The sequence below is a fragment of the Ignavibacteriales bacterium genome (assembly GCA_026390575.1).
Classification (GTDB): domain Bacteria; phylum Bacteroidota; class Ignavibacteria; order UBA10030; family UBA10030; genus Fen-1298.
Genome location: JAPLFR010000004.1, coordinates 22,364 through 40,072, shown reverse-complemented (window position 1 = coordinate 40,072; position 17,709 = coordinate 22,364). Strand labels below are relative to the sequence as shown.

Here is a 17,709-nt window from a genome sequence, read left to right as displayed (position 1 = left end):
TCGTCAATACTTACGTCTCGTGAAAGACTTTCATCCGGAGTTAAAGGTTTATGTCCCGGAGAAAACACCGTCCGTTAAAATGAAAAAAGATAAAAAACATCAAAATAAAGTAACCGGACAAATGTCCTAATAGTAAATAAAATATCATCAGTTTTCAATACTCTCAATCACGGCTTCTTGATGGCGGGGAGGCCTCGGAAGCCGTGTCTTATATAAAAACATTTTTGCCCAGGAGTTATCTCAATGTTGTATTAGATGAATAAGAAATTGATACACGCTTCGCGTGTAACAATCTCAAGCCTCCGGCTGCCCAACCACCTTCAAGCAATTATCGTCATAACCGAGGGTGGGGATTTGATTCATCAAATCCCAATTCAACAAATTCCATCCAACCCGGACGTGAATCACCAAAACCCCACCAATCCGGACGTGATCCCGATAAATAATATTTATCGGGACGTCCCTACGGAATGGATGATGATGAAAAATCCCAAACAGACGTTAGGTAAAATAATCCGGGATTTTAATGCACGTACGACAAAAGCGGTACACGATGCGGGTTATTTTCATTTTCGCTGGCAATCAAAATATTATGACCGCATTATCCGCAATGAAAAGGAATTGAATAACGTACGTAATTAAATTGCCAATAATGTTCTAGAATGGTCATGTGATTCATCCTGTGAGTTTCTTGATAATTTATTCTTAGCGGATACAAATGCAGTTCACATGACACACCCAAAAGATTAACCGTTTCCTCTCGCCTATTAATTCTTATGTGAGATGGGACTTTATAGAAAAGACTTTTGTAGGATTTTAAGGCGATAGATATATATGAAGAAATATGATGTTGATGTGGTGAAATTTTTTTTATATTAAATATTAAAAGTCCCCTCTCCAGAGGGGACTATAGGGGTGTGTGAATAAAGCCTTGTCCATGGAAACTCGATGGGTTCGATATAATCCAAGACTCAAACAAATTGCCCGAACATTGCGGAAGAATATGACATTGTCAGAAATTCTCTTATGGCAGCAAATTAAAGGCAAGCAATTATTAGGATATGATTTTCACAGACAGAAACCGATTGATGAATATGTAGTAGATTTTTATTGTCCCCTGTTAAAATTAGTCCTTGAGATAGATGGTGATTCTCATGATGGAAAAGAGGATGCGGATCGGATCAGACATGAGAAATTAGAATCGTTGGGATTGACAGTATTGCGATTCTGGGATGCTGATGTGAAGAGCAATGTTGATGGCATTGTTGGGCAATTACGGGAGTGGATTGAAACTCGAAGAACACACCCCTAAATCCCCTCTCGCCTATTAATTCCTATGTGAGAGGGGACTTTATGTTGGCAGAATGGATGTATTGACTCGCTTACCTATCTGTTTGCAACCCACTCACAGCCTAGGTTTATTTGATCTCTTCCATTTTCAAAAATAGATTGCAACGATCAGCTCTTCGGAAGATATTCCTCCATGAAGTTCCGACACATCCATGCTGGTCGAACTGTACGGCGTTATATATTCTTCCGTACCGGGGCTATAGACAGCTCCCAGATTATATTGCCCCGCCAGGGAAATACTTTCTGTCAGGTAAAATTCAACTCCCAAGCTTATATGAAAAGAAATTATTTTTGTCGATGTTTTCTGTTCCGTCGTATAGAAGAAGCCGATAGAAGATGCCGAATTAACCTGTCCGCTTTTATTTTCAAACCCTATCCCTAGAGTTGCTCCATAATAAGGAGAAAGAGTTTTTGTCACGCTGAAGTGTTTTTCGATCCCGAGTGAAGCACCGTACGTAACATCCTTATCAATGTCGCCGGTCAATCTTTCTGTTTCATCTCTATCAGTTTTGGAGTATGAATAATGAATTTTACCCAGCAGGGCGTACCCGTCTGTTATGAAATATTTAAAGCCGACGCCGCCGTCGAATGCACCCAGCTTGAATTCATTCATGCTGAAGAGCAGCGCTTTATGATTCTGCCGCTCGATAATTTCAGTCTTGGCATCCTGTGCGAAAGCCGATGCTGTCATCATCAGAATAATAAATATTTTTGTTTTCAACGATATTCTCCTCTTTATTTTTTACCGCTATATGCAACATATCCGCTTTTCGCAACTGCCAGTTGTCCTGCGTTTGTCTGCATCCATTTCCAGAAAAGGTAGGCATTGGAATTTTTATCAAGAGTAGTCCGGATGATCGCATAAACCGGGGCAACGTATCGATAAGCCCCGCTATTGATAGTTGCCGCATCCGGTTTAATTCCATTGATAGAAATTCTTTTGACTTCATTACGGGGTACCATGGTCGCATTGTAGTAATACACGGTATATCCTATGCCGTTCTGGTCGGTAATGATTTTATTGATAAGTCCCATCATATCAAACAAAATCATATCAGGGGCATCAATCATTGTCCTGCCCTGCATTACCAGCTGTTCCATCAATTCCTGGCTGCCGGAATTTCTATTCCGTATATAGGCGCCGATGAGTACATCATTGCCTCCAACTTCCTTCCAGTTTTTTATTTGGCCTGTATAGATGCCGATAATCTGTTCAGTGGTAAGATTGTTTACCGGGTTGGCAGAATTTAACAGAAATACAATTCCGTCTAGTGCAATCGGCGCGATAGAAAAACTTACGCCAAGACTCGCTGCCAGTTGAAGATGATCCTGTGAAGGTGCGTTTGCAACAAGGATAACGTCGGTGCTGTCATAGATAAGCCTGTCGTACGCCCTGATTGTTTTGTAGAAAGTGATATTCCTGGCAAAATCCGTTTCTTTTAATTTTGCCGAGTCCGTCACTGGAAACGGCTGCATGGTAGCATCGCCTGCATCGAACCACTGAAATTGCAATTTGAATATTTCGCACGCAAGAACCACCATCATCGGCCGGTTCGACGTAGAACCATCAACTCTGGGGAAATTCTCGGCTGTAAAATGACTGAGATCGACTGTTTCTTCGGGAGTTACTTCATTACTCGCTTCTTTGCATCCAACGAGCACAACAATGAAGAACATAGCTATAAAGAAATGTGAGAAATACTTCAAGTGATCATTTTTCATGACGATCTCCTGTTGTGTTGAATATAAGAAGTATCAACTACTAGCTAATGTTGGAATGGAGTTCTACTATCGACCTAATCAGGACAGCGTTCCCAGGCACAATGTACCAAACCCATTACTTTAGTGCAACTGCTAAGGGATGGTATGGATTCCAATTTAGGGGTGTGTGAATCAGAGAAAAAAGGATGTAGACTTATCCTGAGAGATACCTGGTATAACAGAGCATGAAGAAAAGAAATATCGTGCTATATTTTTCCCTGGAAATAGGGAATATACTTCCTATCGACTTCGAGAATATGATGTTGGAGCCACTCGCTTAAGAATTTCAATAATTCAATATCAACAGTTTTGTTGCCGCGTTCATATTCCAGAACGAGATGGTTTATTTTTTGTGCCCCCTCTTGATGTTCCAGCATGTGCTTGTTCATATCCGGATAATGATACAATTTCATCCAGGACTCTTCGGATTTAAAATGAAATATCACATATTGCTGCAACTCATTCAATACCGAGCCGACAACCTCTTCACCCTTGCCTTGCATAATAGAATCATATAACAAATTGACAAGAGAAAAAAACTTCTTATGCTGTTCATCAATTTTTTGTATGTCAACAGAAAAGGCGTCGTTCCATTCTATGATAGGCATATGCAGTCCTTTTTGATAATACTATTGATCCAATCTAATCTAAATTCAGGTAAAAGTCCGAAGAAAAAAGTAAACCTTTTTGGAAGAAATCTAATTACGATAGAATGAGAATTGGCGCTGAATAAATGCGATAGACAACGGTGAAATGAGAGTCGATATCAGAGAAATGGCGATTAACAGCGGCGAAATGACAACAGACAAAGGCAGGATGGTATCTAACATCGACGCGAAGCCACCTGATGAAGTCGCGGAGTAGTTAGACAATGCCGCGAAGCAGTTTGACGTTCTCGCGGAGTAGTTTGATAACTGTGCGGAGTGCTTTGACGAGGAGGAAATGACAGGCGACGATGACGCGAAGACAGTTTACATCGTCGCGGAGCAATCTGACGATCACGCGAAGCAGTTTTACAATCGCGCGGAGTACTTTGGCGTAGACACAATGTCAGGTGACAATGACACGGAGTCATTTTACGTTGACGCGGAGTATTCTGGCGATTACACAGAGTGGTTTGACGATCGCACGAAGCAGTATGGTGATTACACGAAGTAGTTTGGTCATTGCGCGAAGCAGGTTAGCGATTTCACGGAGCAGTTCGTCGAAAAAGAATTGCCAAATGCGGCAAAAAAATGGCTGTTTGCATAAACGGCATATTGCTTTTGTAGGGACGTATAGCTATACGTCCCTACAGGATGTTCTCCTTGATTCTCACCTGATAACTCGCTACCATTTTTACGAGAAGCGTGTAGGGGAGACATTACATACCATCCGATTTTCTCTTTGAGCTTACACCGCAGGAATATACAGCTTTAAGGTACCAACTTGGCACCTTAAAGAGGGGCGAACATTCCAAGTACCTCCCTTTTGCTTTCACAGAGCAAGGTATTGCCATGCTTTCCGGAGTATTAAACAGCACACGAGCTGTGCAGGTTAATATTACGATTATGAGGGCATTTGTAAAATTACGACAATTGCTCTCTACTCACAAAGACCTTGCCGTTAAGCTTGAAGAATTGGAAAAGAAATACGACGCTCAATTCAAAGTGGTCTTTGACGCTATTCGACAAATTATATATACTCCCGATAAACCAAAACGCGAAATCGGTTTCCGCGTGAAGGAATCGACAGCAAAATACAATGTGAAAAAAACGAGATAAAACGACATTGGATAGATTCTGCCGGTGGGATGGATGTGAGGAAGAATGTTCGTGACCTCATTGCATCTAACCGATGAAGTGGAATAAACCTTGCCCTCCCATAACAAATAACGTACATTATTGCCAATGATCTATTGGATTACATGTAGGTAGTGATTCTAGATAACCCAAAAATGAAACCCGATGATATAATATCTTACTTGGAACTTATTAACGCAGAGAAAGCACATTTGCAAAAAGGAATGAATTACAGAATTGGTAAGAATTATTCAATCTTCCTTATGTCAGTAAGAAAAAACGCACCATATGCGGATCAAATTAATAACTCAACGGGTGCATTGCTATATGAAGGGCATGACCATCCGAAAACAAAAGCTGTCCCCGATCCGAAGGCCATAGATCAACCTATGACAACCAAAACCGGCGCGTGGACAGAGAACGGAAAATTTTTTAAAGCGGCAACGGATTACAAGACTGGTCTTGTTCCTAACGCAGAGCTAATAAAAGTATATGAAAAAATTGCAAATGGTATTTGGTGTTATAAAGGTTTCTTTGAGTTAGTTGATGTTGAGAAAGTGCCTGATGGTAAAAGAAAAGTCTTTAAATTCCATCTGCTCCCTGTTGCAAAAACTATGCTTCATGGCAACATCGAATTACCGCATAATCGGATCATTCCTACGCATGTCAAAGTCGAAGTATGGAAACGAGACAAGGGAAAGTGTCAACTTTGTAACTCAAATAAAAATCTTCACTATGACCATGTTATCCCATTTTCAAAAGGTGGAAGTAGTCTGACATCAAAAAATATCAGACTACTTTGTGCAAGACATAACCTTGAAAAATCAGACAAGATAATGGCAATATTTCCTTGGATCAGTGTTGGTGCGGCTGCTCTTGCAATTCATCGTCAAAATTAATTCTAAGCCTTACTGTGAATTTACATGATTTTTTTTATGCTTCCAACTCGCTAGCCTATCACGCCTTGTAAGAAAATCCTTTGTCTCAATAAAAAAACCTGGCCCCATTGTTCTTCAGAATCCAGTGTTATAGATTCCCGCTTAAATGCCACAGGAATGATAGCTATTAGGATAGCATTCACCAAAAAAAATAAGGAGGATACAACAACCATGAAAGAATATTTTTACGGCGGGGCGCGCGCGTTGGTTGCTTTGCACGAACAGCAAATGCGCTCTTGGTGTTTGAAGGTATCAGATTTCCCGTTCTCTTTTCTTTCCGGTCATTAACGTTTTTAACAATCCCATTCCTTTATGTTTTCCACGAATCGAATGTATATACTGCCGTGTAATCGGTGTGAGGGTGAGGGATTGGTCCTTTTCGTTTACCTCAATTTGGATGCGCGTTCCTTCTTTAATACCAAGTCTCGACCGTATTTTGGAAGGGATTACGATCTGACCTTTTGTTGTTGCAATAATTTCCATAAATATGGATCCTTTCTTATCCTGATATAAAGTAAGAAATAGTCTAAAGTAAGTCAGCAATAAATAGTCTTACAAATATAGAATATCGTAAAAAACTGATATATCAGAATGTTTGGTAAATCATAACAATCGTCACTACCGCCAGTCTGCCAAAGCAAGGCGTCGAGCAGACGGATGTTAAGAGCTATATTAAGACTAATGAAGTAATTTCCCTTTGTTCTTTATTAAATGTCCACCTATATTATCTTCCAGGGTTTGGCAATAGGGCAATGGTTTGATAATTGGAGGCCGCGATGGATGATCTAAATTTAGAACCACTGGAACCATTCGAAGTACAAGAGCCAGAAGCAAAGCAAGTCGCAGCACCAGTTAAACCGCCAAGGAATTTTAGGCGATTGATTTTTCCGGCTGGTATTGTGCTGGGGATTTTCCTTGCTTTCGGGATTTACTTGCTGGTTGCTCCCGAACCCGAAAAACTTATTGCCCAGGTGTTCAAGTTCGATATTTCCGTTACACCGGATAAGGCAAAGGTCGTTATGTCAATTTCGAACAAGCAGGATAAGCAGGCAATCATTGCAAAATTGTATCCTCTTTTCTACGGGAAGGAAAATTCCGGGATCGTTGCAAGGTCCATAGAAGGGTCAACGATCGATAGTACCACTTTGCCGCTGGTATTGAACCCCGGCGAAGTGCGCATCTTGAAAATTAAATTTTCGATTCAGAAAAAAGATCTGGATCTATACGCAGATAAACTGAAGGATTCCAGTCACATAGTGGTCTTTAAGAATGGTCCGCCTCCCGGACAATTAGAAGGAACTCTCGGATTGGGCTGGAGTGTGGTGGATACCGATGGAAAGGAATATACGAACTTTGCACAATTTGCATCTTATATTCTCACACCAACACCTAAGGGATTTGCAGATTCCACAGCTTTGACCCACTACTGGATAATCTCCGATGATCCGTTTGAATTATGCACGAATGAAGATATCGTGAAATAATATTGTAGTCGCGACCGTTTTATATCGGGAGTGTAACCTCGTTCCCAAACTCAGTTTGAGCGTATAAAATCATTCCGGCGTTAGCCGGATGCAATAAAAACGCAGACATAATAATAGCTGATATGTTGAAGCTCTGCTTCTAAACAAGGTGGAAGCGGAGCTTTCGATAAGCGCTCCCAAGCCCCGCCAAAAAGACGGCGGGCAGGTGAGCTTGGGAGCGAGATAAACGACCTCGGCTGCAATTAATCTACATTAAAAGGGAAAAAGACCCCGTAGGGATCTAACATTTATAACAAACTAAAGAAAAGCATATACCAACTCCATCGGAGTTGAACACCTACGGCGTTCTTGTTCTTTCATGTTAACAAATTGTTACAAACGTAAAACTCCTACGGAGTTTTTTTGATAAAGAAAAACCAAATAAGGCATGAAAAGAATATGCTATTGCAATAACCAATTGAGAAAAGAGGAATTGGGAAAAAAGGATGACTTGGTGTCCTTCCCTCATTCAGTATCTATCGTATATCCACATCGGTGTTCAGTTTTCGGTGGAGAGTATCCTGTCTCTCTAGTATCTTGTGCATAAGAAAAAAAAATCGATAACAAAATGAAGAGTGTATCATGAAACTTCCTCCTGCACAAGAAATGGAACGGGCGTATAAAACCAGCGATACTTCCTATGACGGCATTTTCTTCCTGGCCGTTCGGACAACCGGAATTTTTTGCAAACCTTCCTGTCCGGCACGGAAACCAGATCCGCGCAATGTGATTTACTATCTGACGACACGCGAAGCAATTATTGCCGGCTTCAGGCCATGCAAAAGGTGCCATCCGTTGGAGAGCAACGGTGCAACGCCTGTCTGGGTAAAAGATCTATTGGAGCAGGTTGATCGTGATCCGTCTGCGCGTTTATCCGATGGTTTTCTCCGCACACGCGGCATTGATCCAGCGCGGGCAAGGCGATACTTTCAGAAGAAATTTGGAATGACATTTCAAGCATACTGCCGTATGCGGCGGTTAGGGAAAGCCCTGGAACAAATACGTCTCGGTACCGATCTCGATGATGTAGCTCTTGGGTACGGATACAATTCGCACAGCGGTTTCCGCGATGCATTCAGTCGCACATTTGGGAATTCACCGGGCCGCAGCCGCTCTGCCGATTGCATTCTCACGGCATGGATCGAAAGCCCACTTGGGCCTCTTGTTGCCGGCGCCACTTCGGAAGGAATTTGCCTGCTCGAGTTCACAGACCGACGGATGCTGGACACGCAATTTGCATCTCTCCGGAAGCGGTTTGCGTGCGCTATCGTTCCGGGCGACAACCGGCACATCAAACAGCTCAAGAAAGAACTGCAAGAATATTTTCAAGGTTCACTTCAACGGTTCAACGTTCCCCTCGTCGTTTCCGGAACTCCATTTCAGCAGAAAGTGTGGAAAGAATTGCTCAAAATTCCATATGGAAAAACTGCAGTGTATGAAGAGATCGCCAAACGCATTGGATCGCCTGCCGCTCCACGTGCTGTGGGACATGCAAACGGATTGAACCGCATTGCCATTGTTATACCCTGCCACAGAGTCGTTAATAAGAACGGCGATCTTGGCGGTTACGGCGGCGGACTCTGGCGGAAACAAAAGCTGCTTTCGTTGGAACAGGAAAAAAAACAGGGACACGGCATGCCGTGTCCATACAACTACCGTACGCGGGTATGACATTACCTAGAGAGAAACAATATCGGCTACACATAATTGTTTGCCTTCCCCAACTCCCATCAAGATTTTGATCCAAAAAATTATTAGAATCCAATAGTCTGTATCGATTCGTGAAACACGACTGCAGCCATCACCATCACTCAAACCTCACTCATATGAAAGGAGCGTCACATGCCTAAATTTATTTCACCTCTCATGTTTGCCGCACTTGCAGCGCTGCTCTTCACATTCACCTCGGCTCAAGAGAAAAAATCACCCGAACCTCCAAAGCCGGCACAAAATCCTTCACAGGAATTACTCTGGATGTGGAACGGTGTCGGAAACAAGCTGATTGCAATGGCGGAGGATTTTCCCGAAGACAAGTACGGCTTCAAAGCACAGAAGGATCAGCGGACATTCGGCGATAATCTCCTGCACGTTGCCGCAGATTACTATTATATGATCAATGCAATCAAAGGGTCAGCGGTTGGGTACACAGGGAACGATGATTCTTTGCGGAAAAAGTTTCCGTCAAAAACAGACATCGTGAAATACTTGAAGCAGGCGGTCACCGACGGAGCCCAGCTCATCAAGGAACAAGGGGACAGTGGATTGACGCGCGAGTTTAAATTTCCATGGGGCAATTTTATGGCTCACGGTGCATTCGGCTGGAATGGCAGTCTTGAGCACGCTGGTGAACATTACGGGCAATTGGTTGTGTATTATCGCGTCAATGGAATTATACCGCCCGATTCCCGGCCCAAAAAATAGCAAAGGTGTAGGACTGCAGAAAGAAATCCTTGTAGGGACGTATAGCGATGCGTCCCTACATAAATGACAAACTATTCTATAGGCAGGCAAGTCCGTTAATAATACGGCGGGTAAACCGACCTCGGCTACAGATATAGAGATCTCTTAACTATATTCCCGATGGAACGGGACTCCTTCTACAGGTGTTAAATCATAAGCATTTGAAATGTTGTTGATCTCAATACCTTTTCATGAAGTTCTGAGGAACAGACATGCTTATTCATATAACGACATCAAACCCGCCGTACAAGGTTTCTCAGGCAAAAGTTTCCGAAGAACTCAAAACCCGAATGGCTGTCCGGCCTGCCATCGGCAGACTCATTGATACCGCAGCTCAGCATTCGGGCATTGAAACCCGCTATGTTGTTGTCCCGGATGCGGAAGATGCACCGTCTCAAAAATTTTATTCTACAGGTTCAGGTTCCGTGACACCCGATACGAAAACGCGGATGACCAAATACGAACACTGGTCAAAGGTTCTGGCGAAAGAAGCCGTTGGCCGGCTGCTTGAAGAAACACGGTGCGCTCCTTCGTCCGTGAAGCGCCTTATTACTATTTCGTGTACCGGGTTCTATGCTCCTGGGATCGATTATGAGCTGATCAATGAATTTCATTTTCCGGTATCCATACAACGCACACACATAGGCTTTATGGGATGTGCGGCTGCGCTCGTCGGTCTCACATCCGTTAAGGAATCGCTTCAAGCTGCAGACAATAGTAATAGCACCACGCTTCTTGTCGCGGTGGAGATTTGCAGTCTTCACTTGCAAACGGAACCGACGCGGGATAATATTCTGGCGAATATGATTTTTGCGGACGGGTGCGCCGCGGCACTTTTTTCAAAATCACCGGAATATTCGCCAAAGCTGCAATTGCTGAGCACTCATTCGCACCTGTTTGCAAATTCCGCGGAATTCATGGGGTGGAAGATCGGCAATACCGGTTTTGAAATGATGCTCTCGTCGGAACTTCCGCGCATTATTTTGGAAGAAGCAGTCCCTGTCCTGCACGGCATTATGAAACGACAGGGTATCGAGGAACACTCAATTCATCAATGGGTACTGCATCCCGGCGGGCGGGCGATTTTAGATTCGCTGCAAACCGGACTTCAGCTTAGCGATGAGGATATGCTGCCCTCCCGTGATGTTCTGCGAAAACATGGAAATATGTCGTCCCCTTCGATTCTTTTCGTCATGAAAGAACTTCTTGCAACACGGAAAGTCCTTAAGGATGAATATGTCTGTGCTGTAGCATTTGGCCCGGGCCTGACGATGGAAGTCGCTTTCCTGAAAGGTATATAAAATGTTTCCCCGCAGTACACAAAAAGAAATCATGGATAATATTTTTATCGACGACGAAAATATCGACCAAGCGCTCCGGGAACTTACAGTTATTAATAAATGGCTCGGCGGATTTTCAAATTCGCGGAGAGGCGTGAAAACTCTTTTAAAGCGCATACCTGCGGCAAAGACCGTTTCGGTGCTGGATGTTGGCGCAGGCGGATGCGACCTTGCGTCTGCAATTTCCAAGCTTCATCCCGGGATTCACATCACTGCGCTCGATCTCAACAAGCGGGCATGCGAGTATTCCAAACGAAAGCATCCTTCCATTTCTGTCATCCACGGTTCGGTACGTGATCTGCCTTTTGGGGAGCGGTCCTTCGATATTGTCCATGCTTCCCTGTTTCTCCATCACTTTACAGAAAAGGAACTCCACGCTGTTCTTTTGGCCTTGTATACTGCTGCACGATGCGGTATTATTATCAATGACCTGCGCCGTACGTTGTTTTCCTATTACGCCATGATATTGCTCACACGATTGTTTTCTAAGAGCGCCATGGTAAAAAACGACGGACCGATCTCCGTGCGCCGCGGATTTACTCGACCCGAGCTCACCAGGTTATGTTCTGAATTGCCATCTGCATCTTATACTATTCGGCGGACGTGGGCATTTCGCTGGCACGTGTGCATCGCGAAACCACTATGAATGAACCGCAGTACGATATAGCTATAATCGGGGCGGGACCTGCTGGCTCTACTGCTGCGAATTATCTTGCACGGGCAAAATTCCGGACCTGTATTATTGAGCGAAAGTCTTTCCCCCGTGAGACCATATGCGGAGAATTTCTTTCCGGAGAAGTTACGGAAATCCTTCATGAACTTGATCTCATTAAACAATTTCAATTGCTCCGGCCGAATACATTGACAGCGTTCAGGTACAGCCCTGAACATTCCCGTTCGTTCAGATCGGCTCTGTTGTTCACTGCATATACAATGAAGAGGGGAAAGTTTGATGCTTTCCTGCTTGATAACGCACGCAAAGCCGGAGCAGTGGTGTACCAACCTGCAACTGTTGAACAGCTCATTAAAAATGGAGCGCAGTATCAGATTGCATTAAGCATTGATGGAAAACAGGAACAAATTACAGCACGTTATGTTATCGGTGCGTACGGGAAGAACAGCCCGCTGGATAAAACTCTGCAGAGAGATTTTCTGGGAAGTAAATCCCGGTTGAACGGCGTCAAATTCCACGTTCCAAAAAGATTTATGCAAAATATTCCAGACCATGAAATACAAATATATACTGCGCAGGATATGTACTGCGGAGTGAATGCAGTGGACGAGGAGACCGTGACGGTCTGTTTTCTTGAGCGGCATGCCCCCGGCGGGGTACCGGCAAGGGAACGTATCATCGAACTAATAAAACTCAACAAGCAATTTGCCGAAATTGTATCCGGTGATTTTGAAACATCGATTGAATCGTTTCCTTTTTATGGTACCGGGGATATTTATTTCGGGAAGAAGAATATTGTTGAGAACGGAATTTTTATGATCGGCGATGCATCGCGGGTTATTGCACCGCTCGCCGGTGACGGTATTGGAATGGCGATGCAAAGCGCGAAAGTCCTTGCGTCAGTGATTGAGGAAGGTAGAAAGAAAGTGATGAATGATGATACGCTCGCTGGTATATATCAGGCAAAATGGAATATACATTTCCGGCGGCGTTTGTATATTGCACAGAGAATTCAGACAATGCTTCTCTCGCAATTTGGGAAAAAAGCAAGCGAAGCCTTGCTTGGCGGATTCCCTTCTCTTCTTTCCGCTGCAATAGAACAGACGCGAGGGTGATGGACCGGCGTTATTGCCACAACAACAGGGGACAAGTTCGTTAACCTGGCCACCACACCAGTCGTTTTGGCATGCCAGAACGTTCCGAGGTTGTCAACTCCTACCAAGATTTTCATCCAAAAAATTATTAGAATCCATTAGTCTGTATCGATTCGAGAAACACGATTGCAACCATCAACATCACTCAAACCTCACTCAAATAAAAGGAGCGTCACATGCCTAAATTTATTTCACCTCTCATGTTTGCCGCACTTACGACGCTGCTCTTCACATTCGCTTCGGCTCAAGAGAAAAAACCAGTCGAGCCTCCCCAGTCGGCGATGAATTCTTATCAGGAGTTGTTGTATTGGTGGACCGATATCGGAGGAAGGTTAACCGCGATGGCGGAGGATTTTCCCGAAGATAAATACAACTTCAAGGCCCAGAAGGATGAGCGGACGTTTGGAGATAATCTCCTGCACGTTGCAGCAGTGTACTATGTAATGATGAGTGCCATCAAAGGAACACCGATGGGGCACACGGAGAATGAAGATTCCTTGCGTAAGATATTCCCTACGAAAGCAGACATTGTGAAATTCTTAAAACAGTCAATCGCTGACGGTGCAGACCTGATCAAAGCGCAGGGAGACAGCGGATTGACGCGCGAGTTTAAATATCCATGGGCCAATCAGATGGTTCACGGCTCGTTTGGCTGGTGGAGCATTCTTTGGCATACGGGCGATCATTACGGACAATTGGTAGTGTATTACCGCCTCAACGGAATGATACCGCCCGCATCCCGGCCAAAAAAGTAGCATAGGTGAAAGATTGCAGATGAGAATTCTTGCAGGGTTGTACTGCTATCGCCTCTACAAAAAAACCGTTTCAAAGGCGGACTGAGTGACGGTATTCATAGGTAACAAACAACACCGCAACACAATAGTATTTTCAATGCGACCATCACTAACATGGAGATCTTAAGAAGGGTCGCAAGACTGAGGATATAATACGTGAAACGTGTTTCTATCTTTATTATCTTATAAAGGTTACATTGAATTCAAATCGTTTGGTAATTTGTATTATTTGAATTTCTCGCTACAAATAAACATAATAACGAGCACATCTTCCGAAAGAAAATACTGATGTTAAACCAATCACGTTGCATGAATGGAAGTTCCGAAATTTTTTCAAAAGGTATTGAGTGAAACCGTCGCTTAGTGCATTTTTTGATTCATGTGGATTCTCCTGCATTAATGGATAACTGCTTTTATTCTTACATTATTCTTGGAATTTCGCTTGACTTTTTTTGTTCTTCTGGTTAATATACTTACAGTAATGTCAGAGAATAAGTATTTCTATTGTATAACAGGTCATAATCAGAAGGAGAATAATACGATGAAGAAGCCCTTCGCTCTCATTGTAATCGGATGCGCGATGGTGGCGGGTTCATTCGTTGGCTGCAGCAACAAACCTTCGGAAGAAGAAATGAAGCAGTTAAACGATTTGAAAGCAGAAGTAACGTCGCTTGAAAAAGGAATTGCAGCACAACAGTCTGAGAAAGCTGCTCTGTTGAAGTCGATTGCAGACAAGGATGCACAACTAACACAGTGCGCAAAAGATAAAGAAGCACTTCAACAGCGTCTTAAAGGCGTCCAATAAACGGATAGCCCAACAAGGAGAATGAAAAAATGAAATATGTAATTCGTTTAACTATTATAGCAGCGCTGGTGAGTGCATTCGTTTTCTGCACATTCGCGCAAGAACAAATGACAAAAGAAGAATGGCAGAAACAAGTAACAGAAATGACTACCAAACGAAATGATTTGAAAAATCAGTACGCTGGTTTGCAAAAAGAAGTAGCCGATCTGCAAAAGCAGGATGCTGACAAGTCGCAGGCATTAAAACAATGTCAGGATGCCCTTGTAGCGTTGCAAGGCGAGCAGGAAGTTCATATGGTTGCGAATTTCGATTCAATTGCCACACGTCTGAATGAACTATCACGTTTGTCAAATCAGGATTTATGGGCACGCAAAGGAGAGTTAGACACTCTTCAAAATTGGATTAATGATGCCGCGAAAAATCCAAACAGCGCAATTCAAAAGTATCAAGATGGCTTAAAGGATCAACAAAACCGTCTGGATGATTTAAAGAAAGCCCAGACTGATATTATTGCGAAGGGCGAAGTTACACCGACCTACACCGTGGGCACATGGGCAAGGGATCGCGATTGCCTGTGGAATATTGCGAAGAAACCAAAGATTTATGATAACCCGTTCTTGTGGCCAAAAATTTGGCAGGGTAATCGTGATCAGATTAAAAATCCTGATGTGATTCACAAAGGTCAGAAGCTGAAAATTCCACTGAAGGCTGATTTAACGAAGGAAGAAAAATCAGCTGTGCGTAAATACTGGTCAAAGAAAAACGCACAAGCAGCCCCAGCAAATCCATAACGAGGTTGAATTACGCGCAATCTTGCGTGTTTACACGGAACTTGAGTATAAACGCCCTCACGGTAATTTTGTTACCGGAGGGCGTTTGTTTTTCTCTCCACGTACCAAAGGAGTCGATAAAAGTTGACTGAAAAAAAGATACCGCTTGCAGGTGTAGATGTAGTGCAATTGTTAGGTTTCAACGATGCAAATCTTCAAATGCTTGAAGAACGGTTCGATGCGAACTTGACAGTGCGCGGCGATCAGTTAACGATTCAAGGATCGCAATTTGAAATTGGAAAGATTGAAAAAGTTGTCAGTGAACTCATTTACATGCTGAACAAGAACGGCACCCTCAATCCCAACGACATTGATACTGTCATCGATCTTGTTTCAGTCAACGGCTTCACACCCGATCTTCCCTCGGAAACAAAACCAGAGGAAAGTGATACTGCAATACTGTACACGAAGACCGGTATCATCAAACCAAGAACACAGGGCCAGAAACAATACATTCAACAGATCAGGAAGAACGACATCGTTTTTGCAATTGGGCCTGCAGGTACAGGTAAAACTTATTTAGCAGTTGCAATGGCAGTAGCCGCATTAAAGAACCGGGATGTGACGCGTATTATTCTTGCACGGCCGGCAGTGGAAGCGGGAGAGAGCTTAGGATTTTTACCAGGCGATTTCCGCGAAAAGATTGATCCCTACCTGCGCCCGCTCTACGATGCACTGGATGACATGCTTTCGGCAGAAAAGCTGCGCGGGTACATCGAAAAACGAATTGTGGAAATTGTGCCGCTGGCATATATGCGCGGAAGAACGCTTCACAACGCGTTTGTGATTTTAGATGAAGCGCAGAATGCTACGGCAATGCAAATGAAAATGTTTCTCACACGCCTCGGTACAAATTCCCGTGCTATTATTACTGGTGATGTTACACAAATCGATTTGCCGTCAAAGACTACATCGGGACTTGTTCAAATACAGGAGATTCTGAAAAAAATTCAGGGTGTGACGTTCTGCTATTTTGACAAAAACGATGTCGTGCGGCATCGTCTTGTGAAGGATATCATCGATGCGTACGAACGTTACCACACCAATGGAACGGGAAATGGAAAGGGTATCGAAGGAAACTAGACTGTATCGGGTATCGTTAAAAATCTCAAAATTCAAATGCCAAATAACAAACAAATATCAAATACACAATATACACGGATTCAAAAAAAACATTTTTTATTTGTGGATTTGATAATTTGAATTTTGTTTGACTTTTGGAAGCTATGATTTGGGATTTCGAAAATTTCGATCAATTTTTCATTTTCTTCTTTGCATCCCAGATTTCGTCCATCTCCTTCATCGAAACAGTCCCGATACGTTTTCCGCGCCGTTGAAGCTCGTTTTCGATGTGGGTGAATCGTTTACTGAACTTATCAATCGATCCTTTCAACGCAAACTCCGGATTGACTCCGATAAATCTGGAATAGTTGACTAATGAAAAAAGTAAATCACCGTATTCTTCTTCGATATGCACCTGGTCTTTGGACCGTTCTGCATTGGCTAGTTCTTTGATTTCCTCATCAACCTTTTTCCAGACATCGCGCTTCTTTTTCCAATCAAATCCTACCTTGGATGCCTTTTCCTGAATGCGCAGTGCGCGAAGCAATGCCGGCATTTCCTTCGGCACACCATCAATCACCGATTTCCTTCCTTCGGCCAATTTGATGTGCTCCCAATTTCTTTTTACTTCGTGCGAATCTGCTGCTATGACATTGCTAAATACGTGAGGATGCCTCCGGATCATTTTCTCGGAAATGGAATCGATAACATCTTCGAGTGTGAACGATTTCTCTTCTTCCGCCATCACAGCGTGGAGAACAATATGCAGAAGCAGGTCACCCAGTTCTTTTTTTAGCTCGTCTGCGTCGTTTTGATCAATCGCTTCGATGACCTCATACGTTTCTTCGATCAAACTCTGCCTGATAGATTTATGCGTCTGTTCACGGTCCCACGGACAATCTTTCCTGAGTCGCCTGACAATTTTGACAAATTTCTCAATAGGTTCTTTAGTCTTTTTCATTGATGCTCCGATTCTGGTTCAGAATACCGAAAATCAATTCCAGAATCAAACGTTTGTTTTTTTAGTAGTTATTGCGTAATTTGAATTTAATTCTGGGGCTGTAGCTCAGTTGGGAGAGCGCTTCGTTCGCAACGAAGAGGTCGTCAGTTCGATCCTGATCAGCTCCACGGAATAATCACTCATAGAGTGGTGAAACGTAAGAAGCTGTAGCTCAATGGCAAGAGCGTCCCGCTGCAAGCGGGAAGGTCGTCAGTTCGATCCTGATCAGCTCCACGGA

The 17,709-nt window shown here is 43.3% G+C and carries 20 protein-coding genes and 2 tRNA genes; 17 read left to right on the top strand and 5 right to left on the bottom strand.

The genetic code is table 11. The features are described from left to right. The first annotated feature begins 255 nt into the window (after window positions 1-255). Window positions 256-642, top strand: a complete 387-nt coding sequence (locus tag NTX44_03715; protein MCX6120707.1) for a hypothetical protein — start codon at window positions 256-258, stop codon at window positions 640-642. 277 nt (window positions 643-919) lie between these two features. Further along, a complete protein-coding gene (locus NTX44_03710) occupies window positions 920-1,312 on the top strand; it encodes a DUF559 domain-containing protein (GenBank protein MCX6120706.1) in 393 nt (130 codons plus the stop codon). A 126-nt stretch (window positions 1,313-1,438) separates the two neighbouring features. Here the strand turns inward: NTX44_03710 and NTX44_03705 are convergent, their stop codons facing one another. From NTX44_03705 to NTX44_03695, 3 genes are all read right to left on the bottom strand, one after another. Beyond that, window positions 1,439-2,071: a hypothetical protein gene (locus NTX44_03705; protein MCX6120705.1), complete on the bottom strand. Its 633-nt coding sequence runs from the start codon at window positions 2,069-2,071 to the stop codon at window positions 1,439-1,441. A 14-nt stretch (window positions 2,072-2,085) separates the two neighbouring features. After that, the gene (locus NTX44_03700) at window positions 2,086-3,072 is read right to left on the bottom strand and encodes a substrate-binding domain-containing protein (protein ID MCX6120704.1); all 987 of its coding nucleotides are present in this window, start codon (window positions 3,070-3,072) and stop codon (window positions 2,086-2,088) included. Window positions 3,073-3,317: 245 nt separating this feature from the next. Beyond that, the gene (locus NTX44_03695; protein MCX6120703.1) at window positions 3,318-3,719 is read right to left on the bottom strand and encodes a bacteriohemerythrin; all 402 of its coding nucleotides are present in this window, start codon (window positions 3,717-3,719) and stop codon (window positions 3,318-3,320) included. Window positions 3,720-4,053: 334 nt separating this feature from the next. Here NTX44_03695 and NTX44_03690 point away from each other — a divergent pair, with 334 nt between their 5' ends. The 3 genes from NTX44_03690 to NTX44_03680 all read left to right on the top strand — a co-directional run bounded on the left by NTX44_03690 (window position 4,054) and on the right by NTX44_03680 (window position 5,791). Beyond that, window positions 4,054-4,269, top strand: coding sequence for a hypothetical protein (locus tag NTX44_03690; protein ID MCX6120702.1), 216 nt, complete (start codon window positions 4,054-4,056; stop codon window positions 4,267-4,269). 209 nt (window positions 4,270-4,478) lie between these two features. Continuing rightward, on the top strand, window positions 4,479-4,874 hold the full coding sequence (locus tag NTX44_03685) for an ORF6N domain-containing protein (GenBank protein ID MCX6120701.1): 396 nt from the start codon (window positions 4,479-4,481) through the stop codon (window positions 4,872-4,874). A gap of 173 nt (window positions 4,875-5,047) precedes the next feature. Beyond that, window positions 5,048-5,791: an HNH endonuclease signature motif containing protein gene (locus NTX44_03680; GenBank protein ID MCX6120700.1), complete on the top strand. Its 744-nt coding sequence runs from the start codon at window positions 5,048-5,050 to the stop codon at window positions 5,789-5,791. 291 nt (window positions 5,792-6,082) lie between these two features. Here NTX44_03680 and NTX44_03675 read toward each other — a convergent pair whose 3' ends face one another. Further along, window positions 6,083-6,313 (bottom strand): AbrB/MazE/SpoVT family DNA-binding domain-containing protein, encoded by a 231-nt coding sequence (locus tag NTX44_03675; GenBank protein MCX6120699.1) that lies wholly within the window; start codon window positions 6,311-6,313, stop codon window positions 6,083-6,085. Between the two features lie 293 nt (window positions 6,314-6,606). On the opposite strand from NTX44_03675, the gene NTX44_03670 reads away from it, so the two are divergent. From NTX44_03670 to NTX44_03625, 10 genes are all read left to right on the top strand, one after another. After that, on the top strand, window positions 6,607-7,314 hold the full coding sequence (locus NTX44_03670; GenBank protein MCX6120698.1) for a hypothetical protein: 708 nt from the start codon (window positions 6,607-6,609) through the stop codon (window positions 7,312-7,314). 621 nt (window positions 7,315-7,935) lie between these two features. Then, entirely contained in the window at window positions 7,936-9,024 is a 1,089-nt protein-coding gene (locus tag NTX44_03665; protein ID MCX6120697.1) for a methylated-DNA--[protein]-cysteine S-methyltransferase, read from the top strand. 171 nt (window positions 9,025-9,195) lie between these two features. Next, window positions 9,196-9,774 carry a DinB family protein gene (locus NTX44_03660; GenBank protein ID MCX6120696.1) on the top strand — a complete coding sequence of 193 codons (579 nt, stop codon included), beginning with the start codon at window positions 9,196-9,198 and terminating at the stop codon, window positions 9,772-9,774. A gap of 251 nt (window positions 9,775-10,025) precedes the next feature. Continuing rightward, on the top strand, window positions 10,026-11,114 hold the full coding sequence (locus tag NTX44_03655; protein MCX6120695.1) for a type III polyketide synthase: 1,089 nt from the start codon (window positions 10,026-10,028) through the stop codon (window positions 11,112-11,114). Between the two features lies 1 nt (window position 11,115). Then, complete coding sequence (locus NTX44_03650) at window positions 11,116-11,799, top strand: methyltransferase domain-containing protein (protein ID MCX6120694.1); 684 nt, start codon at window positions 11,116-11,118, stop codon at window positions 11,797-11,799. Further along, complete coding sequence (locus tag NTX44_03645; protein MCX6120693.1) at window positions 11,796-12,941, top strand: FAD-dependent monooxygenase; 1,146 nt, start codon at window positions 11,796-11,798, stop codon at window positions 12,939-12,941. Before NTX44_03650 ends, NTX44_03645 begins: the two co-directional genes overlap by 4 nt. 215 nt (window positions 12,942-13,156) lie before the next feature. After that, window positions 13,157-13,735, top strand: a complete 579-nt coding sequence (locus tag NTX44_03640; GenBank protein ID MCX6120692.1) for a DinB family protein — start codon at window positions 13,157-13,159, stop codon at window positions 13,733-13,735. Between the two features lie 580 nt (window positions 13,736-14,315). Further along, a complete protein-coding gene (locus tag NTX44_03635; GenBank protein MCX6120691.1) occupies window positions 14,316-14,579 on the top strand; it encodes a hypothetical protein in 264 nt (87 codons plus the stop codon). 107 nt (window positions 14,580-14,686) lie between these two features. Next, the gene (locus tag NTX44_03630) at window positions 14,687-15,370 is read left to right on the top strand and encodes a LysM peptidoglycan-binding domain-containing protein (GenBank protein ID MCX6120690.1); all 684 of its coding nucleotides are present in this window, start codon (window positions 14,687-14,689) and stop codon (window positions 15,368-15,370) included. A 123-nt stretch (window positions 15,371-15,493) separates the two neighbouring features. Further along, window positions 15,494-16,492: a PhoH family protein gene (locus tag NTX44_03625; protein ID MCX6120689.1), complete on the top strand. Its 999-nt coding sequence runs from the start codon at window positions 15,494-15,496 to the stop codon at window positions 16,490-16,492. A 169-nt stretch (window positions 16,493-16,661) separates the two neighbouring features. Here the strand turns inward: NTX44_03625 and mazG are convergent, their stop codons facing one another. After that, complete coding sequence (gene mazG, locus NTX44_03620) at window positions 16,662-17,432, bottom strand: nucleoside triphosphate pyrophosphohydrolase (protein ID MCX6120688.1); 771 nt, start codon at window positions 17,430-17,432, stop codon at window positions 16,662-16,664. A gap of 94 nt (window positions 17,433-17,526) precedes the next feature. On the opposite strand from mazG, the gene NTX44_03615 reads away from it, so the two are divergent. Together NTX44_03615 and NTX44_03610 are read left to right on the top strand one after the other, a co-directional pair. After that, window positions 17,527-17,599, top strand: a tRNA-Ala gene (locus NTX44_03615). Between the two features lie 33 nt (window positions 17,600-17,632). After that, window positions 17,633-17,705: transfer RNA gene (locus NTX44_03610), tRNA-Cys, on the top strand. Window positions 17,706-17,709: the final 4 nt, after the last annotated feature.